Source organism: Mesorhizobium kamtschaticum, assembly GCF_056174585.1.
Window position 1 is genome coordinate 3,979,161 of record NZ_CM149691.1, and the last position, 23,954, is coordinate 4,003,114.

Annotated in this window: 21 protein-coding genes; 13 read left to right on the forward strand and 8 right to left on the reverse strand. The window is 63.3% G+C overall.

Annotated features, from left to right (window positions below; translation table 11 throughout):
* The first annotated feature begins 108 nt into the window (after positions 1-108).
* The 4 genes from ligA to AC0V7N_RS19650 all read left to right on the forward strand — a co-directional run bounded on the left by ligA (position 109) and on the right by AC0V7N_RS19650 (position 4,195).
* On the forward strand, positions 109-2,313 hold the full coding sequence (ligA, locus tag AC0V7N_RS19635; protein ID WP_475450110.1) for an NAD-dependent DNA ligase LigA: 2,205 nt from the start codon (positions 109-111) through the stop codon (positions 2,311-2,313).
* Entirely contained in the window at positions 2,310-3,005 is a 696-nt protein-coding gene (locus AC0V7N_RS19640; RefSeq protein WP_475450111.1) for a DUF2461 domain-containing protein, read from the forward strand. The genes ligA and AC0V7N_RS19640 overlap by 4 nt, the downstream gene beginning before the upstream one ends.
* A 168-nt stretch (positions 3,006-3,173) precedes the next feature.
* Positions 3,174-3,902, forward strand: a complete 729-nt coding sequence (locus AC0V7N_RS19645; protein ID WP_475450112.1) for an AzlC family ABC transporter permease — start codon at positions 3,174-3,176, stop codon at positions 3,900-3,902.
* Entirely contained in the window at positions 3,899-4,195 is a 297-nt protein-coding gene (locus tag AC0V7N_RS19650) for an AzlD family protein (RefSeq protein WP_475450113.1), read from the forward strand. The genes AC0V7N_RS19645 and AC0V7N_RS19650 overlap by 4 nt, the downstream gene beginning before the upstream one ends.
* Before the next feature lie 36 nt (positions 4,196-4,231).
* Here AC0V7N_RS19650 and AC0V7N_RS19655 read toward each other — a convergent pair whose 3' ends face one another.
* Complete coding sequence (locus AC0V7N_RS19655) at positions 4,232-6,076, reverse strand: aminopeptidase P family protein (RefSeq protein ID WP_475450114.1); 1,845 nt, start codon at positions 6,074-6,076, stop codon at positions 4,232-4,234.
* Between the two features lie 77 nt (positions 6,077-6,153).
* Entirely contained in the window at positions 6,154-6,294 is a 141-nt protein-coding gene (locus AC0V7N_RS19660; RefSeq protein WP_475450115.1) for a hypothetical protein, read from the reverse strand.
* A 427-nt stretch (positions 6,295-6,721) separates the two neighbouring features.
* On the opposite strand from AC0V7N_RS19660, the gene AC0V7N_RS19665 reads away from it, so the two are divergent.
* A complete protein-coding gene (locus AC0V7N_RS19665; protein ID WP_475450116.1) occupies positions 6,722-9,757 on the forward strand; it encodes an autotransporter outer membrane beta-barrel domain-containing protein in 3,036 nt (1,011 codons plus the stop codon).
* 38 nt (positions 9,758-9,795) lie between these two features.
* Here the strand turns inward: AC0V7N_RS19665 and AC0V7N_RS19670 are convergent, their stop codons facing one another.
* Both AC0V7N_RS19670 and AC0V7N_RS19675 read right to left on the reverse strand, forming a co-directional pair.
* A complete protein-coding gene (locus AC0V7N_RS19670) occupies positions 9,796-10,668 on the reverse strand; it encodes a 50S ribosomal protein L11 methyltransferase (protein ID WP_475450117.1) in 873 nt (290 codons plus the stop codon).
* 10 nt (positions 10,669-10,678) lie between these two features.
* Positions 10,679-11,257: an SCO family protein gene (locus tag AC0V7N_RS19675; RefSeq protein WP_475450118.1), complete on the reverse strand. Its 579-nt coding sequence runs from the start codon at positions 11,255-11,257 to the stop codon at positions 10,679-10,681.
* A 188-nt stretch (positions 11,258-11,445) separates the two neighbouring features.
* Between AC0V7N_RS19675 and AC0V7N_RS19680 the strand changes: the two genes are divergently transcribed.
* From AC0V7N_RS19680 to AC0V7N_RS19695, 4 genes are all read left to right on the forward strand, one after another.
* Entirely contained in the window at positions 11,446-11,964 is a 519-nt protein-coding gene (locus AC0V7N_RS19680; protein ID WP_475450119.1) for a CreA family protein, read from the forward strand.
* A gap of 80 nt (positions 11,965-12,044) precedes the next feature.
* Positions 12,045-12,344 (forward strand): ClpX C4-type zinc finger protein, encoded by a 300-nt coding sequence (locus AC0V7N_RS19685; protein WP_475450120.1) that lies wholly within the window; start codon positions 12,045-12,047, stop codon positions 12,342-12,344.
* A gap of 74 nt (positions 12,345-12,418) precedes the next feature.
* The gene (locus AC0V7N_RS19690; RefSeq protein WP_475450121.1) at positions 12,419-13,060 is read left to right on the forward strand and encodes a transferase hexapeptide repeat family protein; all 642 of its coding nucleotides are present in this window, start codon (positions 12,419-12,421) and stop codon (positions 13,058-13,060) included.
* 317 nt (positions 13,061-13,377) lie between these two features.
* On the forward strand, positions 13,378-13,815 hold the full coding sequence (locus AC0V7N_RS19695) for a low affinity iron permease family protein (RefSeq protein ID WP_496627200.1): 438 nt from the start codon (positions 13,378-13,380) through the stop codon (positions 13,813-13,815).
* A 123-nt stretch (positions 13,816-13,938) separates the two neighbouring features.
* Here AC0V7N_RS19695 and AC0V7N_RS19700 read toward each other — a convergent pair whose 3' ends face one another.
* Entirely contained in the window at positions 13,939-14,805 is an 867-nt protein-coding gene (locus AC0V7N_RS19700) for an SDR family NAD(P)-dependent oxidoreductase (RefSeq protein WP_475450123.1), read from the reverse strand.
* 170 nt (positions 14,806-14,975) lie between these two features.
* Here AC0V7N_RS19700 and AC0V7N_RS19705 point away from each other — a divergent pair, with 170 nt between their 5' ends.
* Positions 14,976-15,257 carry a hypothetical protein gene (locus tag AC0V7N_RS19705; protein ID WP_475450124.1) on the forward strand — a complete coding sequence of 94 codons (282 nt, stop codon included), beginning with the start codon at positions 14,976-14,978 and terminating at the stop codon, positions 15,255-15,257.
* Positions 15,258-15,271: 14 nt separating this feature from the next.
* Here AC0V7N_RS19705 and AC0V7N_RS19710 read toward each other — a convergent pair whose 3' ends face one another.
* Positions 15,272-15,847 (reverse strand): TMEM175 family protein, encoded by a 576-nt coding sequence (locus AC0V7N_RS19710; protein WP_475450125.1) that lies wholly within the window; start codon positions 15,845-15,847, stop codon positions 15,272-15,274.
* A 149-nt stretch (positions 15,848-15,996) separates the two neighbouring features.
* Between AC0V7N_RS19710 and AC0V7N_RS19715 the strand changes: the two genes are divergently transcribed.
* Complete coding sequence (locus AC0V7N_RS19715; protein ID WP_475450126.1) at positions 15,997-17,205, forward strand: MFS transporter; 1,209 nt, start codon at positions 15,997-15,999, stop codon at positions 17,203-17,205.
* 43 nt (positions 17,206-17,248) lie between these two features.
* On the opposite strand, the gene AC0V7N_RS19720 is transcribed toward AC0V7N_RS19715, so the two are convergent.
* Entirely contained in the window at positions 17,249-18,721 is a 1,473-nt protein-coding gene (locus tag AC0V7N_RS19720) for an MATE family efflux transporter (protein WP_475450127.1), read from the reverse strand.
* 191 nt (positions 18,722-18,912) lie between these two features.
* Between AC0V7N_RS19720 and AC0V7N_RS19725 the strand changes: the two genes are divergently transcribed.
* On the forward strand, positions 18,913-19,704 hold the full coding sequence (locus tag AC0V7N_RS19725; protein ID WP_475450128.1) for a L,D-transpeptidase: 792 nt from the start codon (positions 18,913-18,915) through the stop codon (positions 19,702-19,704).
* 72 nt (positions 19,705-19,776) lie between these two features.
* Here AC0V7N_RS19725 and AC0V7N_RS19730 read toward each other — a convergent pair whose 3' ends face one another.
* Positions 19,777-21,240 carry an esterase-like activity of phytase family protein gene (locus tag AC0V7N_RS19730; protein WP_475450129.1) on the reverse strand — a complete coding sequence of 488 codons (1,464 nt, stop codon included), beginning with the start codon at positions 21,238-21,240 and terminating at the stop codon, positions 19,777-19,779.
* Between the two features lie 294 nt (positions 21,241-21,534).
* On the opposite strand from AC0V7N_RS19730, the gene AC0V7N_RS19735 reads away from it, so the two are divergent.
* A complete protein-coding gene (locus AC0V7N_RS19735; RefSeq protein ID WP_475450130.1) occupies positions 21,535-23,946 on the forward strand; it encodes a GcvT family protein in 2,412 nt (803 codons plus the stop codon).
* Positions 23,947-23,954: the final 8 nt, after the last annotated feature.

Genomic DNA, 23,954 nt, shown 5'->3' on the forward strand with positions numbered 1-23,954 from the left:
AGGATATGGCTCCATCCTGCTGTTCAGGAATGATCTTTTCCGAAAACCGGTTCCCACATTTCCGGATCATGCTCTATTGTGACGCGCCACCGTTCGGGGGAGAAAAGCATGGCTGAAAAACCTGTCGATTCGCTCAGCGAAAGCGAGGCTGAAGTCGAACTCCAGCTTCTGGCCGAGGAGATCGCCGGGCACGACCGGCGCTACCATACCGAGGACGCGCCCACGATCACGGACGCGGACTATGATGCGCTGCGGCGCCGCAACCTTGCCATCGAAGAGCGCTTTCCCGGCCTGGTGCGCGAGGATTCGCCCTCGCTCAGGGTGGGTGCCGCACCGGCGGAAGGCTTCACCAAGGTACGTCACGCGGTGCCAATGCTTAGCCTCGCCAAGGCCTATACCGACGAGGACGTCACCGATTTCATCGACCGCGGCCGGCGGTTCTTCGACCGCGACAAGGATCTCGACATCGCCTTCACCGCCGAGCCGAAGATCGACGGGCTGTCGGCATCGCTGCGCTATGAAAAGGGCGTGTTCGTGCAAGGTGCGACGCGCGGCGACGGCGCGGTTGGCGAAGACATCACCGCCAATCTGAGAACCATCGCCGACATCCCCGCGAGGCTGAAAGGCTCAGGCTGGCCCGATACCATCGAGATACGTGGCGAGGTCTACATGACCTATGCGGAATTCGAGGCGCTGAAGCAGCGCTCGGCCGCGGCCGGTGGCCAGGATTACGTCAATCCGCGCAATACGGCTGCCGGATCGCTACGCCAGAAGGATGCCTCCGTCACCGCCAGCCGCAACCTCAAATTCTTCGCCTATGCCTGGGGTTTCACGACAGCGGATCCGGCCCCGACGCAGTACGAATCAGTGCAAAAATTCGCCGACTGGGGCTTCAAGATCAGCCCTTTGATGGTGCGGGCGAAGTCGGCCGATGAACTGGTCGCGCATTACCATCTGATCGAGGAGCAGCGCTCTTCGCTCGGCTATGACATAGACGGCGTCGTCTACAAGGTCGACCAGCTGGAGCTGCAGCGCCGCTGGGGGTTCGTCACCGGCGAGCCGCGCTGGGCCGTTGCCCACAAATTTCCGGCCGAACAAGCAATGACGACGGTGCAGAAGATCGACATCCAGGTCGGCCGCACCGGCACGCTGGCGCCGGTCGCGCGGCTTGCGCCCGTCACCGTCGGCGGCGTGGTGGTCGAGAACGTGACGCTGCACAATGAGGACTACATCAAGGGCTTTGACAGCAACGGCCTGCCGATCCGTGATGGCATCGATGTGCGCATTGGCGATACGGTGGTGATCCAGCGGGCAGGGGATGTCATCCCGCAGATCGTCAGCGTCGTCGTCGACAAGCGTCCGGCCGATGCCGTGCCTTACGAGTTCCCGCATACCTGTCCGGTGTGTGGTTCGCCGGCGACGCGCGAGATCAACGAGAAGACCGGTAAGGAGGATTCGCGGCGCCGCTGCACCGGCGAGCTGATCTGCGCAGCACAGGCCGTGGAACGGTTGCGCCATTTCGTCTCGCGCGGCGCCCTGGATATTGAAGGCCTTGGCGCGGAGAACATCGATACGTTCTTCAACGCCGGACTGATCAAGACGGCCGCCGATATTTTTACCCTCAGGGACCGTCGCCCCGCCGTCACCAGGGCGCTGGCCGAGCGGCGCGAGGAGCAGGCCAGGCAGCGCGAGGCGGCATCCGGCAAGACCCGCAAGAATGTGCGCAGCGTCGAGGACCGCAACTATGAAGGCCTCGACAAGCTGTTTGCTGCCATCGATTCGCGCCGCGAGCCGGAACTCGACCGCTTCATCTTCGCGCTCGGCATCCGCCATATCGGCGAGACGACGGCCGCCTTGCTTGCCAAGACCTTTTCCACCATCGAGGAGCTGATCCGCGTCGGCAAGGAGACGGCGGCAGCGGAGGATCCGCACACGGTCTTCCCATCGGTCAACGGCATTGGCGACACGGTGATCGATGCGCTGCGCGATTTCTTCGGCAATGAGCGCAATGACGACGTGCTCGACAAGCTGCTCGGAGAGGTCAAGCCGAAGCCGTATATCGTCACCGTCTCGGCCGACAGCGAGGTCGCCGGCAAGACCATCGTCTTCACCGGTTCATTGGAGAAGATGACGCGTTCCGAAGCCAAGGCGATGGCCGAGCGTCTTGGCGCCAAGGTCGCCGGCTCGGTTTCGGCGAAGACCGATCTGCTGGTGGCAGGACCGGGGGCCGGCTCCAAGCTCAAGCTTGCCAGCGAACTCGGTGTCGAAGTCATCGACGAGGACACCTGGCTGCAGCGGGTCGGTAAGTCGTGACGGACGGAGCGTTCAAAGGCTTCGGCCCAAAGGCCATTCCATTCCTGAAGGCACTGGACTTCCACCAGAGCCGGGAGTGGTTTTTGGAGAACCGCGACCTGTTCGAACAGGAATTGCGCGATCCTCTGGGTGATCTGGTCGACACGCTGACGCAGCGTTTCGCGGATGCCGGGCTCAGCTTGCGCGGCGACCGCAAGAAGTCACTGTTTCGCATCAACCGTGACGTGCGCTTCGCCAAGGACAAGCGGCCGTACAACCGGCATGTCTCGGCGATCCTGTCGCTGGATGGCAGCAAGTCCGTGCAGGGCGTGTTCTACGTTCATATCGGGTTGGAGGGATGCTTTGCCGGCATCGCCTGGTGGCAGCCGGAGGCAGCGCTGCTGCTGGCGATGCGGCGGGCCATCGAGACGTGGCCCGACAGGTTTCGCGCCATGGTGAAGGCGTTGAAGAAGAACGGCCTCGAACTCGATGCCGAGGACCGCATGAAGCGCACGCCGCGCGGCTTCGAGCATGTCACGGACGAAGACCTCATTACCGCCATCCGAAATCGGCATTTTGCCGTTCGGCATGCGATCGACCCGGCCGATATTCATGCGCCGGAATTGGTCGAGGAACTTGTCGACTTCACCTTGCGCGCCAAGCCGCTGCTCGACTGGGGCAGGGCGATCGAGGGCAAAACCGCGAAGGACTGAGCCACGGTTCAAGTGCGGCAACGATCATTTCCGCTGATCGTTTGGCTCAAGCGAATTCGTGTGACAAGGCAAGGTACGCCGCCTACATACCGCCACTCCCTTGTTGTTGTGCATGTCGTTTTCCCAAAACCGCTACGCACTTTTGGGCGACATGCAGCAGGAGTGGTGATGGCGACGGACGTGATCTCAGAGGGCGGCGGCAAAAGCGACTTCTGGCAAGGCGTGCGGCTCTCCATGCCTGTCGTGGTGGCGTCGGCGCCGTTCGCGGTGCTGTTCGGGGCGCTTGCCGTCGACAATGGCTTCTCGATCCTCGAAGCCTTCCTGATGAGCGCGCTGATCTATGGCGGCGCCAGCCAGATGGTCGGCATCCAGCTGTTTGGCCAGCATGTCGCGCCGTGGCTGATCGTGCTGTCGATCTTCGCCGTCAATTTCCGCCATGTGCTCTACTCCGCCGGCATCGGCCGGCGCATCGCGCACTGGCCTGTCATCCAACAGGCAATCGGCTATTTCATCCTCACCGATCCGCAGTTCGCGGTGGCCGAGGCGAGGGCGCAATCCGGCCAGACCGTCGGCTTCGCCTGGTATCTGGGGCTTGGCCTGCCGGTCTATGTGTTCTGGGTGATCGAAAGCGCGCTCGGCGCGGTGTTCGGCAAGCTCATCCCCGACACGCATGCGCTGGGCATCGATTTCCTGCTGCCGATCTACTTTCTCGGCCTGGTGATGGGCTTCCGCAAGCGGCCGCTGTGGCTGCCGGTGGTGGTCGCCAGTGCCTGCGCCTCGATCATCGCCTACAAGACGGTGGGCTCGCCTTGGCACGTCTCGATCGGCGCCATTGCCGGCGTGCTGCTCGCGGTCATCCTGCCACCGCACCATAGTGGCGTGGGAGAGCGGCCATGAGCACGACCTTCTGGATCATCATCGCCGGCGCGATCGCCACCTATCTGACGCGCATCGGTGGGCATCTGGTCATCTCTCGCTTCGACAACATCCATCCGCGCGTCGAGGCCGGCCTCAACGCCGTGCCGGCAGCCGTGCTGACGACGTTGGTGGCGCCGGAGCTGTTGAATGCCGGACCAGCCGAATGGGCGGCATTGGCCGTCACCGCCGTGGTCTCGCTGCGCGGCGGGCTGATGTCGATGTTCTTGGCCGGTGCGGCGGTGCTGATCCTGGCGCGCCAATTTGTGGGATAGGGCAGCGTCAGCCTTCCAAGCTGAATATCAGCCCGCTCAAATCTTCGCGTCGTGCGGCAGCGGCGCGGTTGCCTTTTCAAGCCAGGCCAGCGTCTCGCCATCAAGCATCGGCCCGATCTCGGCCAGCACCCAGCCATGGTAGGCGTCGAGCCAATGCAGCTCCTCGCGCGTCAGCAGGTCTGACCGCACCAGCCGCTTGTCGATCGGCGCCAGCGTCAGCGTCTCGAAGCCGTGCATGGCGATGTCGCCGCCCTCGATCTGTTCGGCCGGCGTCACCAGGATAAGGTTCTCGATGCGGATGCCGTAGGCGCCTTCCTTGTAATAGCCGGGCTCGTTGGACAGCATCATGCCTTCGAGCAGCTTTTCGGTGCCGGTGCGGGCAATGCGTTGCGGGCCTTCATGCACGGCGAGATACGAGCCGACGCCATGGCCGGTGCCATGGGCGAAGTCGCAGCCATGCTTCCACAGCGCCATGCGGGCGACAGCGTCGATCTCCGAGCCGCGCGTGCCGGCGGGGAAGCGCAGCCTGGAAATGCCGATCATGCCTTTCAGCACCAGCGTGAAGCGTTCGCGCATCTCCTCGGTCGGCTGGCCGATCGGCACGGTGCGGGTGATGTCGGTGGTGCCGTCCTGATACTGCGCGCCGGAATCGAGCAGGAACAGCCCGCCGGCCTGCAGCTTGCGGCTGGTGGCGCGCGACACGCGGTAGTGCATGATGGCGCCGTTCGGGCCGGCGCCGGAAATGGTATCGAAGGAGACGTCGCGCAGCGGCATCTGCGTTTCCTCGCCGGTCTGCCGGCGGCTCTCTTCCAGCCTGATGACGACCGCGATCTCGTCGAGCGAGCCGGGTTTTTGCCGCTCCAGCCAGCACAGGAGCTTCGCCACCGCCGCGCCGTCACGGCGATGCGCGGCGCGCGAGCCATTGATCTCGGCCTGGTTCTTGGTGGCGCGCGGGATGCGGGCAGGATCCGGCGCGGCAATCACGGTGCCGCCATTGTCCTCGACCAGCATGCGCAGCCGGTCGGCCGCCAGCACCGGGTCGAGCGCGATCTTGGCGCCACCCTTGGCAAGCGCTGCGATCGCCGCTTCGAATTCGCCGGGCTCATGCAGATCGGCGAGCTGGGTGAGATAGGCCGCGACCTGGCGCGGGAATTTGCGCTTGTCCATGAACAATTGGTGCGATCCGTCGGCGGCGAGGATGGCGAAGCCGAGCGCCAGCGGCGTGTGCGGCACGTCGCCGCCACGGATGTTGAAAGCCCAGGCGATGGAGGAGGGGTCGGTCAGCACCGCATGGGCGGCGCCGTCCTTGCCGATCGCCACCGCCAGCCGCGCCAACTTGTCCTTGGCGAGCTCGCCGGCAAAGCCGATCGGGTGCAGCTCGACCGGGGCCACCGGCGCCTCGGGCTGATCCTTCCAGATGATGTCGATCGGGTTCCTGTCGAGCGGCACCAGAACGGCGCCGGTCTTGTCGGCCGAGGCCTGCAGGGCCTTGACCTCGCTGATCGTGTGCAGCCAGGGATCGAAGCCCAGCCGCGCGCCCTTGCCGATATTGTCCTTGAGCCAGACGGCGGGCGGGTTGTCGACCAGGCTTTCGATCGAAAAGATGTCGAGATCGACCTCATTTCGCACCTGCAGCGTGTAGCGTCCGTCGACAAAGACGAAGGCGCGGTCGCGCAAAACGATGGCGACACCGGCCGAGCCGCTGAAGCCGGTCAGCCATTTCAGCCGTGCCGAACGATCGGCGACATATTCGCCCTGATGCTCGTCCGCACGCGGAACGATGAAACCATCGAGGCCATTCGCGGCCAGCCACTGACGCAGCAGCGCCACGCGCGGCTTGCCGACGGAAGGGTCGCCTGCGGAATCGAAGGTCTGGAACATGATGGGCCTCCTGATGCTGGCCTGACCGTAGCCTATAGGCCCGGAAATCGGAATCGATTTCCGGCCGGCGCAACCTGCTACAGCGCCGCTTGGCTGACAACCAAATGGGGCTGGTCCAGCAGCACGAAGGCTGGGTTGTCGTTGTTCATCGCCGACACGACGCGGCATTGCTGCGCTGCCGCCAGCACCAGGGAATTGCAACCAGAAAAAGTCAGCAAAGGCTGCTTTTTGAGCGTGCGTCACTTCGCACGGCAAGTTATCTGGTTCGGGTTTTCTTGTCTTGACCGCCGGGGGTGGGCCTTTCGGTCAGGGTTGGTGTCGGGGAACAGTTCCGGCACGCTGTTGAAAGCCATGATGCTGGCCATGCGCCGCTTGCAGGATCGATGTTGAAAAAGAGGACTATATCCTGAGCCAGTCAGTCGGCAAAAACCGCGCTTGTGCGCAGTTTGGCATCTGGTGTGGCCAACTATTGATTGATGCAAATTCGCAACGGAGTTGCTCTGATTTCTTGTCTGGGCTCTGTGTTGCTTGGTTCCGGTAATTTTTACGGCCTACATTCGCTTGTCTGTCGGCGGCGGTTTTCGTAGCGTCGCCATGGGCTTCAAGGGTCGATTCAGCCAATGGATGGCTGGTCGGGGGATTTTCATGAGACATTCCGTTTCTACAGTGCGTGCCAAAGGCGAGGGCGAGGTGAACGAGCGGCTTGCGGGCTCGCTTCTGTCGTCCACGTCGCTTCCCGCTCTGCTGTTAGCCGGGCTGATCGTGGCCGCTGTAACGCCGATCACGTCAGGTGTCGCCTCGGCCGAGGATTTCGCTCACAACAGCGGCGATTGGGGTACGGCTGCGAACTGGACTCCCGCAACGGTTCCCAACGGCGTCGATGCGGTCGCGAACTTCAACCATGATGCGCCGGACCAGGGGCTCGGCTATACCGTTTTCCTGACTGGCGGACCCTATACGGTCGGCACGCTGAACTTGAATGCCACGAGCACCTCTGGCGGTTACCGGTTTTCAAACGGCGTTTTGAATTTCCAGGCCTCCGGGCAGGCCTCGATCAACGTGCAGACGAACAATTTCATTCCCGACCTGGACGCCGGCGGCAGTTTCAATTTCGTCTCCGACACTGTCGTCACGGTCGATGCCGGTGCTCATTTTACGGCCGATGGAGTGATCTCGGGCGCAAGCCTCACCAAGAGCGGTGACGGCTTGCTTACCTTGAATGGCGCAAACACCTACACCGGCGGCACCAACCTCTACGGCGGCACGCTCAGCCTCGGCAACAACAACGCGCTGGGAACCGGCCTGCTTTCCGCCTTCAGTGGAACGGTGATCGATATCCAGGATGGCGTCACGATCAACAACGACCTGACCATCGATCTCAGCCAGACCATCAATGTCGGATCCGGGGCAACCGGAACCTATGCCGGCCAGATTTCGGACCTCAGCGATCCATCCGCGATCGTCAAGACCGGCGCCGGCACGCTCGTGCTGACCAACAACAACAGTTTCGGCTCCGGCGCCCGGATCGAGGAGGGAACGATCCGGGTCACGGCCGATTATGCTTTGGGTTTGGGGCCGATCACGCTGGATGGCGGCACGCTGCAGGCGGGTGCGAACCTTACCCTTCCGAATGTTTCGATCCTGTTTGGCTCCGCCGGCGGCACCATTGACACAAACGGCTTTGACGTCACCACGACCGCCAGCATGGGAGACGACAGCACGCCGAGCGGGACGTTTACCAAGACGGGGGCCGGAACGCTGACAGTGGACGGTTTTGCTGGCAACAACACCTATGCCACGGCCACCGATGTCGCCCAAGGCACGCTCAAGGCGGGCCTGTTCGCCGCCAACATTTTCAGCGCTAACAGCGCCTATACGATCGAAAGCGGTGCAACGCTTGATCTCAACAATTTCGACCAGGCGATCGGCTCGCTTGCCGGCGCCGGAGCGGTCAATGCCGGGACAGGCAAGCTGACGACCGGAGGCAACAATGGCTCGACGGTGTTTTCGGGCGTCATCACGGGTACCAACGGACTGATCAAGGACGGCACGGGAACTTTCGAGCTGTCGGGTACGAACGCCTTGTCGGGCGGGACCGAGGTGAAGGCCGGTACCTTGCTGGTTTCCGGCTCCCTGATCGGTTCGGCCATTACTGTCGACAGCGGCGCCACGCTCGGCGGCGGTGGTTCGGTTGGGTCGATCGCTGTTTCCGGCACGGTCGCCCCCGGCAAGAATGGCATCGGCGCGCTGGCGGTCTATGGCGACGCCAGCTTCGCAGCCGGCTCGACCTATGCGGTCGAACTGAATTCCGCCGGTGCTACCGATCGGATCGTTGCCGTAGGCACGGCAAGCATAGCCCCAGGCGCCGGCTTGAGCGTGACCAATATTGGGCTGGACGACCTGGTGGCGGGCTCCCACTACGTCGTGCTTCAAGCCGCCAGCGTGGCCGGAACCTTCACCCTGGTGGGCGATCCGCAGGTCTCCGCCTTCGTCCGTCTGAGCACCCACTCGATCACGACGCAGGCCTATGTCGACGTCATCCAGACACAGACCTTCGGCTCGGCCGGCGTGACGCCGAACCAGATTGCCACCGGTGACGGGCTGGACAGCGCGGCCAGCAGTGCCTTGGTCAGCGCGGTGCTTGCTCTGCCGAGCGACGCGGCGGCGCAGGCCGCTTTCGACCAGCTTTCCGGCGAAATCCATGCCTCGGCCAAGGGCATGCTGGTGCAGGACAGCCGCTTCCTGCAAGACGCGGTGACGGCGCGCCTGCGCGCCGCCTTCGGTGACAGCGGCAAAACCGCCTCGCTGCCGGTCATGGCCTATGGCGAGGACGGCGTTCAGCCCGTCGCCGCCGACACGGACCGTTTCGCCGTCTGGTCGCAGGGATTTGGCTCGTGGGGCGGTGCCGACAGCGACGGCAATGCGGCTGCCTTCGATCGTTCGACCGGCGGCCTGCTGGTCGGCGCCGACGGCCTGGCCGGCAACTGGCGCATCGGCGTGGTCGGCGGCTACAGCCGCACCAGCTTCGATGCCGATGACAGGAACTCTTCCGGCGACAGCGACAATTATCATCTCGGCCTCTATGGCGGGACCAACTGGGGCGCTGTCGCCTTGCGCACCGGTGCCGCCTACACCTGGCACCGGATCTCGACATCGCGCTCAGTCGCTTTCCAGGGCTTCACCGACAGTCTGTCGGCCGATTACGACGCCGCGACCGGGCAGGCCTTCGGCGAACTGGCCTACAAGACCGATGCCGGGCCGTTTGCCTTCGAGCCCTTCGCCAATCTTGCTTATGTCAATCTGCACACCGATGGTTTTGCCGAGAGCGGCGGCGCCGCGGCGTTGACCAGCAACAGTTCAACCACCGATGCGACCTTCACCACGCTTGGCGTCAGGGCTTCGACCGACGTCACCCTTGGCGGCGTGGCGGCGACCGCGCGCGGCATGCTCGGCTGGCGCCATGCTTTCGGCGATGTGACGCCGCTATCGACCGTCGCCTTCGCGGGTGGTGACAGCTTCACCATTGCCGGCGTGCCGATCGCCAGGGATGCGGTGCTGGTCGAAGCCGGCTTCGACGTGCAATTGGCACACAATGCCACGCTTGGCCTGTCCTATGCCGGACAGTTCGGGGCGGATGCCTTCGACAATGGCTTCAAGGCCAATCTGGGCATCAAGTTCTAGGAATTGACGCCGTCGAGGCTGGCAGTGTCTTGCCGGCCTCAATGCTTGAGGTGAATCGTCACCCAGCCCTCGCGGTGCAGCGTGCGCACGTGCCGAAAATTCTGGCCAACATAGGCGGAAATGACGGCGTCGCGCTGGCGCTCGAGGATGCCTGACAGCACGATCGAGCCGCCAAGCGCGATGTGTCCGGCCATTTGCGGCGCCAGCCGCATCAGCGGCCGTGCCAATATGTTGGCGACGATGAGATCGAAGGGGCCGCGCTTGCCGAAGATCGGGTGGTGGAAGCCCGGCGCGGTCACTGTTTCGATCAGCCCCTTGACGTGGTTTAGCCGTGCATTGGCGGCGGCGACCTTCACCGCCACCGGATCGATGTCAGTGGCCAGCACCGGAATATGCGCCAGCTTGGCGACGGCGATCGCCAGCACGGCGCTGCCGGTGCCGAGGTCGAGCGCGTTGCGCGGGCGCTCGCGCCGCACCACTTTCTCCAGCATTTCGAGGCAGCCGGCGGTGGTGCCGTGATGGCCGGTGCCGAAGGCGAGCCCGGCTTCGATCTCGATGGCGAGTTCGCCGCTGTGGCGCTTCGTGCGATCATGCCCGCCGTGGACGAAGAAACGGCCGGCGCGCACCGGCTTCAGGCCTTCCAGAGAGTGGACGACCCAGTCGATGTCGGGCAGCGCCTCGCGCTCGATCGGCTTCGACAGAGCGAGGCCGGCGAGAACGTCCTTCATCCGCGCCTCGACAGCATCGACGTCGCCATCGGTATAAAGCGAGACTTCGTGGATATCCTGGTCCTCGTCGACCTCGATCACGGCGATCGGCAGGCCTTCATCCTCGAAGGCCATTTCGAGCGTCGCGAAGACGCGCTCCGCCTCGATCTTTCCGGTGGTGAAATGGAGCCGCGTCTGGGTCATCGAGTCAGTATCAACCCTTGGCCGCGAGGCGCTTCAGCTTTTCGACTGCGGTGCTGGCGCTTTCGCCATAGGCGATCGTGCCGGCAAAGTCGCCCTTGGCGTTGAGCAGCAGCACCGAGGCCGTGTGATCCATCGTGTAGTCGCCGTCGCCGGTGTCGACCTTCTTCCAGTAGATGCCAAACGACTTGGCCATGGCATGGACCTTGTCCGGGTCGCCCGTAATGCCGATGATGCGGTCGGAGAAGTTGCTGACATAGGCGTTCATCACCGCCGGCGTATCACGCTCCGGGTCGACCGAGACGAAATAGGCATGCAAGGTCTTGCCGTCGTCGCCGAGCGTCTTCAGCCAGCCGGAGAGTTCGAACAGCGTGGTCGGGCAGACTTCCGGGCAATGGGTAAAGCCGAAGAAGACGACGCTGGGCTGCCCACGGAAGGCGGCTTCGGTGATCGGTGCGCCTTTCTGGTCGACCAAAGTGAAGGGGGCGCCGAATGGTTCGCCGCCATAATGGCCGCGATACCAGTCGAAGCTCAGCCAGCCGATGCCGGCCGCCATAAGGACGAGAATGCCGACCAGGATAGAACGCATCATCAGAAAAGTCCGTTTGCAGAAATCATCGCGCCGGCTCGATGCCGCGCCGGTGCGACACTCTTAGCGGTTCGGGCCTGCGCAGGCAAAGTGCCGCGATGCCGCAACCGCGGTGGTGTTGACGCTTGTGCTTGCAAAGCCGCACAACGCGTCCCACCTGAGACCGGCAACTCGAACCGCAGGAGGCTCCTTTGCTCGAACTGATTGGGCGCGAACGGATTGGTCGAAAACTGATCGGCGGCGCCGTGGCCGCGTGCGTCATGCTGGGCGCTGGCAATGCCGTCGCCGAGGAAGTCGGCAAGGTCGGCGTCGACTGGCTCGGCAATGACATCATCGTCGAGGCGATCAAGGACCCGAAGGTGGAGGGCGTGACCTGCCACGTTTCCTATTTCGATCGCGGCATCATCGATCGCCTGCACAAGGGCAACTGGTTCGAGGATCCCTCCGATTCCTCGATCTCCTGCCGTCAGACTGGGCCGATCACCATCGGCGACATCGACATGAGCGAGGGCGGCGAAGAGGTTTTCAAGCAAGGCATCAGCCTGATCTGGAAGAAGCAGGTGGTGAACCGCATCTACGACAAGACCAACGAGACGTTGATCTATCTCTCGCATTCGCGCCAGGTGCAGAACGGCTCGGCCAAAATGTCGGTCACCACCGTGCCGCTGTACGGCCAGAGCGTGGTGTGGACCAACGGCAAGCCGAAATAGGCTGGGCGATTGGTCCCCGATAGGGCACCACTAAGTTGGAGACAGAAGCTGGCTCTTTACGTCATGCTTGAGGAGACCCGATGATTTCCCCACCGCCCCGGAGCCGGCCTCAGACAATTGCATGTGACTTCTGCGGCGCGAAATATGACGACGTCAGAAAATTCTTTGCCGGTCATGCCAGATACAGCTGCGAGAAATGTATTGCCCCTGCATTCAAAGGCAGCCTTTGCCTGTTTGGGACACCTAGCTCAATGACTTTCGTGTGCTCGGTATGTGAGTTCCAGAATGATGGAAAGAGGCGGTTTGTAGCTGAAAAGGTCTCATTTATTTGCGACGAATGCGTCAGCGTCGCAACCGAGCGGCTGGGCACTATAAGTTGAGCTTCCGTAATAGGCGAAGCTATGCGTTGGGACCCCGGCTTGCGGGACCAATCGTCCGGGGGTAAAGCCCCCCGATGGACCGTTCCGAAAACCTCGTCCTGAAAGATCCCGAGCCGCGCATCCATCCGACCGCGGAGTTGAAGGCGTGCAAGCTTGGCCGCTACGCCTCGATCGGCGAGCGGGTGGTGCTGCGCGACGTCAGCGTCGGCGACTTCTCCTATTTCGAGCGCCATTCGGAAGCCATCTACACAAGCATCGGCAAATTCTGCTCGATCGCCGCCAACAGCCGCATCAATGCGCTGGAGCATCCGATCGAAAGGCTGACCCAGCACAAGGTCAGCTATCGGCCGAACGAGTATTTCCGCTGGCTGGGTGTCGATGCGGCATTCCGCGAGCGGCGGCAGTCGAAAGCCGTGAGCATTGGCCATGACGTCTGGGTCGGCCACGGCGCGGTGGTCATGCCTGGCATCACCATCGGCAATGGCGCCGTCATCGGCGCCAATGCGGTGGTGACGCAGGACGTGCCGTCCTACTCGATCGTCGCCGGCGTGCCGGCAAAGCCGCTGCGGCCGCGCTTTGCCCCTGACATAGCGGCGCGGATCGAAGCGCTCGCCTGGTGGGATTGGCCGGTCGATAAACTCGCCAGGGCGGTTCCCGACATCCAGGCCATGCCGATCGGGGCCTTCCTCGATCGCTGGGAAAACGACGCCGTTTAGAGCAATTCCAGGAAAAGTGTGATGTCTTGGACCGGTCGGCGCTTTCGGGACCCGTGCTCCGCCCTCATCAGACTGAAACCCCTTCCGCCATGCGGGGGTGGCGCAGCGGAAGGGGCTGGAGGTAAACCGCTGTGAAGCGGAAGGAGCAGGCTCTCTTGCCTGCACGGTTACTATGACATTAAACCGATAAGGTGTGTTTTCTGACGCATACTCGCTTTGCGTGTATTCAATTGTGCCTGACGTATTTCCAGCCGGCGGGAACCTGAGACGGTCGCCGGTTGTTTCTCATCGCCGCAGCCATTGAGAGATATCGACAGATGGAAAAGCTTTTCACCAGGATCGCCAACTGGGTCGCCCACATAACCGGCCTGCCGCTGACATTCGTCGGTTGCTGCCTGATCATCGTCGTCTGGGCGGTGAGCGGGCCGTTCTTCGGTTTCTCGGACACCTGGCAATTGGTGATCAACACCGGCACGACCATCATCACCTTTCTGATGGTGTTCCTGATCCAGAACACCCAGAACCGCGACGGCGCCGCGATCCAGGCCAAGCTCGATGAGTTGATCCGGGTCAGCGAGGGCCACAACCATTTCATCGGCATCGAGCACCTGACCGAATCCGAGGTCGAGGAGATCCGCGACAAGTGCGAGCGGGCAGCGAAGCGGCATGACCAGCGGCATGATCGAGAAGATCGCCACCATGGCGGCGAAAAAGGTCGTGACGCAGAAGCGTCCCTCAAAAAGAACGCGGCGTAAGCGCCTCAGATTGAACGAGAAATCAACCTCAGGGTCCTGCCTGTTCTTGTTTGAGCGTGACCTGATCCGAAAACCGGTTCCTGTCCTCGAGGTAGGTCCGAAGACATGCTTTCGAGGCGACGCTCATTGCTTCACGAAGGCCGCGAAAGCATCCTTGTGATCGGGATGCCAGCGCGACAGAGCAGGCCGGTTTTCGATGATGTCGCCGATCGCCCAAGCCATGCGTTTCTCGTCCAGCGGCCGCGCTACATCATTGTCCGGGCACAGGATGTAGAAGTCGCCCCTGACCAGGGATTCCAGCATGAAATCAACGACCTGCTCGCCGGTCCAGGCGCCAGCCGGCTTTTCCGTCGCGCCTTCGGTGAGGCCGGTATAGGTGAGGCCGGGGATCAGCAGATGCGCCGAGAGGCGGGCGCCCGGCTCGTTGCGCAGTGCATGCGCCAGGCCTTCGGTGAATGTCTTCACGCCGGCCTTGGAGACATTGTAGGCCAGGTTGCCGGGCGGCGTGGTAATGCCTTGCTTGGAGCCGGTGTTGATGACCAGGCCTGGCCTGGCCGACGCCAGCATGCGCGGCGCGAAGGCTTCGACGCCATGCACGACGCCCCAGAAATTGATGTCGAGCAGCCGTTTCCAGGCATCGCGGTTTTCCCACGGCTTTCCGGGATTGTCGCCGACGCCGGCATTGTTCATCAACAGCGAGACCTCGCCGAAGGCGCCGAATGCCCGATCGGCGAGACGATCGACCTCATCGGCCTTCGACACGTCTGACGCAACGGCAAGCACGGCGTCGTCGCCGGCAATGGCCGAGATCGCCCGGGAGGCATCGTCAAGGCGGGTGCCGCCAATGTCGGCGAGCACGATCTTCATGCCCATGAGCGCAAGCCGCTTGGCGGCTGCCAGACCGATGCCGCTGGCGGCTCCGGTGATGACGGCGGTGTTGCCTTTGCCAAGCGCGGGCAGGGCGGTCTGGATTTCGGCGTCGGTGATCATGAGCAACGGTGTCCTTTTCTCGATGGCGCCGAACTTAGCGCTCGAACGGGCTTGCGCAAGCCTCCGTCAACACGTGTTCGGGTTGACCACTCCGGTCGAGGCTGCGCATGTTGCTTGGGCACTGCCGGGGCAAAAGGAGCCTTTTGCCTGGGCAAAATGGAGATCTTCGATTGACGGACTGGGTTGTAATTCTGAAGGAGCAGACCGCCACCGGCGACCAGATGGGGCGCGAGGTGCCGCAGATGCTGGCCAACCCCGATATCAGCGAAGCGCAGGTCAAGACACTGTTCGCCGCGCTGGAAAAACAGGCCGAGTTCGTCGAGAAACTGCGCATGGCGCTGGAGAAATTCGGCCATGATTTCTCGATCATCAAGGCAGCCGAACGGTTGGAGGAGCGCTACGCCGACCTTGCGGCTTCAGTGGCGGAAAAGCTGAAGGCGATGCGCAAATAGGGCTATTCCTGGCGTTATTTTTCGAGAACGCGCGAAAAGCGCGTATCCGGCACAAGCCAGACCAGGGCGACGGCAACGTAGAGGCCCACACTGACCCACCGGTTGAGGAAGGCCAGCGCAACGGCTGCGATATAGACGGCGAGCGAAAGCCTTCCCTTGCGGTCATTGCCAATTGCCTTGGCAAAGGCGGTATCCTGACCATGCAGCCGGTGCAGCGCCAGGACCAGGATGGCATAGGCGGTCGCGCACAGTGCGAGGTCGACGCCATAGACCGCGACCGGGACCGTGGCGAAATGGTTCTCGCCCATGAAAGCAGTCGTTACGGGCATCAAGGACAGCCAGAACAACAGGTGCAGGTTCGCCCAAAGGACCCGGCCGTCGACGCGCTGCACGGTGTGGAACATGTTGTGCAGATTGTTCCAGTAGATGCCGACATTGATGAAGGACAGTACATAGCAGAGGAAGACCGGCCATTGCGGCAGCAGCGCCGAAATGTCCTCGCCCTCAGGCACCTTCAGGTCCAGCACCATGATGGTGATGATGATGGCCACCACGCCATCGGTGAATGCCTCGACCCTGCCTTTGCCCATGGATTCTCCCCTTACCAATCCGGTCGAAGGTAAGAGAGGATTTCGCCCAGCGCCATGGGCGAACTTCAACTTGGCAGGAGTGAATTCAGGCGGGGAACGCATGCCTCGCAAAGCCGTTGGTGATGAGATCCCCCGACCAAGATGTCGAAATGACCGCTCACAGCATCGTCCTGACACGTAACAACGAATTCGACGGCGCTGCGGCAAGGGCGGTCGTCGCTGCCATGATCGCGGTCTTGTTTGCCGGCAGCACGGCACTGACGCCGCTCTACATCATCTACAAGCAGGCGTTCGGCTTCTCCCAGATCACGCTGACCCTGATCTACGCCGTGTATGTGATCGGCAATCTCGCGGCGCTTTTGATGTTCGGCGGCGTGTCGGATCTAGTCGGCCGTCGTCCGGCTGCCTTGGCGGCGATGGCTGTGGCCGTGGTCAGCACGTTGCTTTTTCTGTTCGCCGAAAATGTTGCGTGGCTCGACGCCGCGCGGATTCTGATGGGTCTGGCGATCGGCGTCGGTACCGGAACCGGCACGGCATGGCTGACCGAACTGATCGCGACCAGCGACAAGTCGCGTGCCGCCACGATCGCCACCAGCACCAATTTCCTGGGTCTCGGACTTGGCGCGCTGGGAGCGGGCCTGCTGGCCGAATATGCGCCATGGCCGCTCAGGCTGACCTTCGTTGTCAATCTGGCTGTGCTTGTCCTGGTCACCCTATTGATCCTGCGCACGCGCGAGACCGTTTCACGACCAGGGAAACTGGCTGATATTTCGATGCGGCCCAGGCTTTCCGTGCCTGGCAACGTCCGAGCCCGCTTCGTGGCGCCTGCGGTGACCGGCTTCGGTGCCATGGCACTGGTCGGTTTCTATGCGGCACTTGCGCCGAGCATCCTGGCGCAGCAGCTCAAGGTGACCAACCATGCCGCAGCCGGCGCGGTGTTCTTCGAACTCACAATCGTGGCCGCCGTGACCATTCTGGCGACGACGCGGCTCTCAAGCCGTGTCACCATGTTTGCGGCGCTGGTCTTGATCATCCCCACCGTTGGATTGATTGTGGCGGCACAATTCTTCGGCTCGATGGCCATCATGATCATCGCCACTGCCTGCTGCGGCTTGGCGTCGGCGCTTGGCTATCGCGGCGGTTTGCAAGTGGTCAACCAGATTGCGCCTGCCGACAGGCGCGCCGAGGTGGTGTCGGCCTTTTTCATCTGCTGTTTTTGTGGCAACGCGCTGCCGGTCATCGGTATCGGCATTCTGTCGAATTGGACCACCGCAACGACGGCAAGCCTGGCCTTTGCCTGCATGATCACGGTCTTTTCCCTGGTGGCGCTCGCTTTTGGCGCGAAGCATGCGCGATAGATCGCCGACAGTTCGGCGTCGCCGGCGTCAATGAAGTCGGCTTTCAGCCGTTCGGCGTTTCCGGCGCCATGTTGGCGCGCCCGCGCGGCACGCCAAGCCCGGTGTCCGGCGGCTCGCCGGCGGCCGGCCTGTTCTCGATCATGTGCAAGCTGCGCCAGCCGCCGAAGCGGTAATAGGCCGCGGCCAGAACCAGCGAGGTGATCGAGCCGGCCGGGAAACTCCACCACAGCGCTTCCTCGCCGATCACGCCGCGCATGAAATAGGCAAAGCCGGTGCGCACGATGAGCACCGAGATCACCAGGATGATCAGTGGCGGCATCACCGCACCGGTGGCACGTACGGTGGCGAACAGCACGATGGTGATGCCGAACAGGATGAACGACCAGGACGCAACAGAGTTGATGTGGGCGGCGATATCGATCGCAGCACTGTCGCTGCTCAGGAACAGGCTGAGGATCGAGCGGTCGAAGAGCCACAGCAGCGCGACCAGGGCGCCGGTCAGGACAAGGTTGAAGCCGACGCCGGAGGCGGCGATGCGGCCGATCCGATCCCAGCGGCCGGCGCCGACATTCTGCGCTGCCATCGAGGAGACCGCTGCACCGATGGCCAGCGCCGGCATCTGGATGTAGGTCCACAACTGCGCGGCGATGCCGTAGGCGGCGGCGACCTGTGAGCCGTAGGCATTGACGATGCCCATCACGGTCAGTGCCGCCGCCGAGATGACGATCATCTGCAGGCCCATCGGCACGCCCTTGAAGACGATTATGCGCAGCAAAGCCGGATCGGGCCGCAGCAGAGCGAGATTGGCGCCGGCCAGCCGCAACGGATGCTTGCGTACATAGAGCACGACAAGAATGGCGATGACGCTCACCGTCTGGCCGATCAGCGTCGAAGTGGCGGAGCCCGCAATTCCGAGTTCCGGGAAGGGTCCGATGCCGCGGATGAGCAGCGGGTTGAGCACGATATCGAGGACCACCGCCAGCGCCATGAAGAAGAAGGGCGTGCGCGAATCGCCGGCACCGCGCAGCACGGTCATGACGAAGGACAGAAGATTCATCATCGGCACGGCGACGAAGATGATGCGCAGATAGGAACGCGCCAGCGGCAAGGCGTCTGCGGGTGTGCCAAGCGTGTTGAGAATGGCGTCGACCCAGATCCAGCCGCAGACGGCGAAGACAATGGAGACGAGGAAGAAGAAGGTGGCGCTGGTGCCGACAATGCGGCGGGCCTCGGGCAGGTCACGGGCGCCGACCGACTGCGCCACCAGGATGGTCGCCGCCATGCCGATGCCGAACACCGTGCCCAGGATCAGGAACAGGACGAGGTTGGCGTTGGAGGTGGCGGTCAGCGCCGATTCACCGAGGAAGCGGCCGACCCAGACGGCATTGATCGACCCGTTGAGCGACTGCAGCACGTTGGAGCCCAGCACCGGCAAGGCAAACAGCAGCAGCGTGCGCGGGATCGGGCCGCTGGTGAGGTCGCCGGTGCGCCGGCGCGTGGGCATTTTTTCGGTCATGGCTGAAGGCCTGTCTCAAGTCCGGTCCGTGATGATTGCCGATTCAACGAGACAGGTCGATGCTGCGCCGGAAAATTCCGCCTGACGTATGTTGATCTAATCATGTTCTCAAAGTTCCCGGAATGGGATATTGATCCCGGGGGCGTGGGGCCCGCATTGCTTACCAGATCTTATGAATAGCCGGGGGGATTATGTCCGATATTACGCTGTTTTCCGAGCGCCTGAACCGGCGTGCGTTTCTTGGTGCGTCCGCCTTGGGCGCGGCCGCCGTGGCTGTTTCAGGATGCACCACGACGGAGGTGGTGACGCCGCCGCCAGTGGCCTCGGCGCCGCCCGAGCCTGCGCTCGGCGATACCGCAACAATGTATACCGCGCGCACCGATGAGGGCTTTCAGCTGCCGGCCATCCCAGTGGCCAAGCTCGATCCGAAGTTCGTGCGCCAGATCGTGGCCGATCCGACCGGTGAAAAACCCGGCACGATCGTCGTCGATGTCTCCGAGCACTTCCTCTATCTGGTGCGCGATGGCGGCAAGGCCATCCGTTACGGCGTCAGCCTCGGCAAGGCCGGCTTCGGCTGGACCGGCAGCGCCGTGATCCAGGCGCGGAAGAAGTGGCCGGTGTGGACGCCGCCGCCGGAAATGATCAAGCGCCGGCCGGAACTGGCGAAATTCAAGGACGGCATGCCGCCCGGCCCGCAGAGCCCGCTCGGCGCCCGCGCGCTCTATCTCTTCCGCGATGGCAAGGACACGATGTACCGGCTGCACGGCACGCCGGAGTGGGATTCCATCGGCAAGAACGCATCGTCGGGCTGCGTGCGCTTCATGAACCAGGACATCATCGACCTCTACAGCCGCGTCAACGGCCCCGCCCAGGTTTTCGTGCGTCCCAATTTGTCGGCTGCCGGCAAGATCATGGCGGTGTCGAGCCGGACGGCCGAGCCGATCGATGCGGGCGTGCCGAAGGATGCGGAGTTCTTGAAGTAGCCTTCACAATCGATGGTTCGACCGGGCTAAAACAGGCGGACGAGCCAAGCGCGCCCGCCTTTTTGTCTGCGACTACTTCTTGGCGAGGCCGGGAAGCGTGACCTGATAGACCAGGAACACGGTGTCGACATTGGCGCCGTCATCGGCCTTGTAGGCGGCGCCGACCTGGAAGCCGTCCTGGGCCAGGAAGTCGTTGTCATTGGCGACGAACAGGAAGTAATCGTCGGGCAGTTTCGGGTCGAGCACGCTGGCCAGCGACATCGCTTCCCACTTTTCCGAGAGGTTGTTGTGGTCGTTCGGCGCGCCATTGTGCAGGCCGAAGCGATTGAGCTGCGCATTGTCGTTGATGTCGATGAACGGCGTCAGCTTGGCCGGCGTCACCGACGGATCGAGCACGCCCTTGGGGGCGACCGGCTTGTCGGCGGCATCGAAGGCGCCGCCGGCGATGTCGGTCGCGGTCGAAACGTCGACGACGAAGATCTGGCGCAGAAGTGAGGTGTCACCCTTCACCCCTTGTCCGTTGCCGCTGTCGCGCGCCAGCATCAGGAACGCCGTGTCAGACAGCGCCACGATCTCGCTTTGCGCGGCGACCTTGGTCTTGCCCTTGGCATCCTTGAACACCGGCAGCGGCACGACATATTCATGCGCCAGCTTGAGATGGGCGAGGTCGGAGGCGTCATAGACCAGCGCCCGTGTGTTCTGCCGGGTCGAACCCGAATCGCCGCCATCCTGGCGGGTCGCCGACTGCAGCACGGCGATCAGGAACTTGCCGTCCGGCGTCATCGCCATGCCTTCCAGGCCCTGGTTGTTCTGGCGGCCGGTATCGGGATCCTTCGGATCGGGCTCGGCAGCACCTGGACCAGGATTGTCCGAGGAGAAATTCGGAGCGCCCTTGCGCGTCGGTACGAGGGCCGCCGGCGGCTGGGTCGCCGACAGCAGGCGGCCTTGCGCCGAGAACCGATAGATATTGGGACCATATTCGTCGGAGATGAACATCGAGCCGTCGGGCAGCCGCACGATCGCCTCGTTGTCGAGGGCGAGCTTGCCATTGGTGGCGGCGGGTAGCATCGGCATGTCGCCGGCGGCGGCGCGCACATCCGACAGCGGATCGAGGCCGGTGGCGTCGGCGCCCTTGTCGTCGGTCAGAAGCATGGTGTCGGCAAGCGTCGCCTTGACTTCAGTCTGCTCCTGGCCGGCGGTGCCTGGTGCCGCCGGGGTGAATTCGATGCCGATGGTGTTGATGCGCGGCCGGTAATCGGTGGTGCCGGCGACATTGTAGCCGCGATCCGGCAGCAGCCAGAGCGACCCTTTGTAGGTGCCCGCATCATGCGTCCAGCCAGCAGTGTCGATCGCCATGCCGGAGCCCGAGCCGAACGTCTCGCCGAACTTGTCGCGCTGGGCGGCCGGGATGCGGCCGACGCCGACCAGGCCCTTGTTGACAAGGGCGGTCGCTGTGCTGTCGGCGAGCGCCGGCGTCAAGGCGGTGAACAGGGCCAGCGCGACGCCGAGCGAGGCGGTTCGGTAAAGCTGTTTCATGGATATCCTCTTGTGACGGATGTGCCGGAGCGGCCGAAGAACGAAAAAGCTGAAAGAGGCGGCACATCGATGATGCCGCGCGCCGCCCCCGCAAAGCGGTCTACGGCGCGAACATGATGCTTGCGTGACAGCGCGGCATGCAGGTCAGCCGGCTTGTTCGCACGCCGAGAAAAACACGCGTCGGACGCAAGAATTGATCATCCCCTCGTATCCGTTCGGGTGCCCAAGCACAGCACTAGACACTTATGTCCAGTGCGTATATGGTGCGGCTTCTGACAGACCGGGAGGGAAGCCTTGAAGTCGCACTACCGCGCAGTGGTTATCGGGGGTGGGGTGGTCGGCGCTTCGGTGCTCTACCATCTGACGCGGTTCGGCTGGTCTGACGTGGCGCTGATCGAGCGTGCCGAACTGACCGCCGGTTCGACCTGGCATGCGGCGGCGGGTTTCCATGCGCTCAACGCCGATCCCAATGTCGCGGCGCTGCAGGATTACACCATCAACCTCTACCGCGAGATCGAGGCTGAATCCGGCCAGAATATCGGCCTGCACATGACTGGTGGCGTCAACATCGCCAGCGATCCCCAGCGCTGGGAATGGCTGAAATCGGCCTGGGCGGTGTTCCAGTCAGTCGGCATCGAAACCGCCCGGCTGGTGACACCCGACGAGATCAAGGAAATCTGCCCGATCGTCGACGTCACCGGCGTGCTCGGCGGCCTGCATGATGCCAACGAAGGCCATCTCGACCCCTACGGCACGACACATGCCTATGCCGGTGCCGCGAAGAAGCGCGGCGCCGATATCATCCTGCGCAACCGCGTCGTCGAGCTGAAGGCGCGCGCCGACGGCCACTGGGACGTCATCACCGAGCAGGGCACCATCGTTGCCGAGCATGTCGTCAATGCCGGCGGGCTGTGGGCCAAGCAGCTCGGCCGCATGGCCGGTGTCGACTTGCCGGTGACGCCGATGGAGCACCACTATTTCATCACCGAGGACATTCCGGAGATCGCGGCACTGGACCGGGAGATCGGTATCGCCGTCGATCTGGACGGGTTTTCCTATCTCAGGCAGGAGCGCAAGGGCGTGCTGCTCGGCGTCTACGAGCAGAACCCGAAGCACTGGAACATGGATGGCGCGCCATGGGACTACGGCATCGAGCTGATCCCGGAAGACATAGACCGCATCAGCCCGGAGCTCGCCAAGGCACATGAGCGCTTTCCCTGCCTGGCGACAGCCGGCATCCGCAAATGGGTCAACGGTGCCTTCACCTTTACCCCCGACGGCAATCCGATCGTCGGACCGGTGCGCGGCCTGAAAAATTACTGGGTCGCCTGTGGCGTCATGGCCGGCTTCAGCCAGGGCGGTGGCGTCGGCAAATCGCTGGCCGAATGGATGATTTACGGCGAGCCGCAGGCCGATATCTTCGGCATGGACATTGCCCGCTACGGCGCCTTTGCCGCCAACCGGGAATATCTCAAGCAGACGACGCGGCAATTCTATTCACGCCGCTTCGTCATGAGCTTTCCCAATGAGCGGCTGCCGGCGGGCAGGCCCTTGAAACGCCCCGGCGCCTATGACGGCATGAGTGCGGCGGGCTGCGAATGGACGGCATCGTGGGGGCTGGAAATCCCGGCCTATTTCGCGCCGATGGGTTTTCGCGAGAACACCACGCTCAAGCGTTCCAATGCCTTCGATATCGTCGGCGACGAGGCGTTGCAGGTCCGGCGTGCCGCCGGCCTCGTCGATATCTCGGCCTACGCACGCTATGCGGTGTCGGGGCCAAGCGCCGAGGCATGGCTTGACCGGCTGCTTGCCTGCAAGCTGCCGAAAGCTGGAAAGGCGGGGTTGGCGCCGATGCTCGGGCCGGACGGGCGGCTGAAGGGCGACCTCACCGTGATCAACTGGGGCAGCAGTGACTATTGGCTGATGGGCTCCTACTATCTCAGGGAATTCCACATGCGCTGGTTCGAGAGCCACGCGGCGGAAGGTGTTGCCGTCACTGACATTTCCGACGCGATGAGCGGCTTCCTGCTGACCGGGCCGAACGCGCGGAAAATCCTCGAACGCGCCACGCATCAGGACGTCTCGGCCGCGGCATTGCCGTTCATGGCCTGCGGCGCGTTCGACATCGGCATGGTGCGGGCGCGGGTCGCCCGCCTCTCCATCGCTGGAGAACTCGGCTTCGAGATCAGTTGCCCGGTGGCCACGCATGCCACACTGCGCGACACGCTGCTTGCCGCCGGCGAGGATATTGGCCTGGCCGAGATCGGTTACTATGCGCTGAATGCGCTCAGGCTGGAGAAAAGCTTCGGCATCTGGTCGCGCGAATTCACGCAGGGCTACACGCCACGCCAGACCGGCCTCGACCGCTTCATCGCCTTCGACAAGGGCGATTTCGTCGGCCGCGAGGCGGCGCTCAAGGAGCGCGATGCCGGCACCTCGCAACGGATCGTGACGCTGGAGATCGATGCGCATGACGCCGACGCCAGCGGCTTCGAGCCGGTCTGGCGCGACGGCCGCCGCGTCGGCTTCGTTACTTCGGGCGGATTTGGCTACACGATCGGCAAGAGCGTCGCGCTGGCGTTGGTGGACGACGATTTTGCCGAGGAGGGGACGGCGCTTTCGGTGCACATTGTCGGCGTCGAACGGCCGGCGCGGATCATCGCGGCCTCGCCCTACGATCCCTCGGGCAAGGCGATGCGGCAATGAGGAGGATT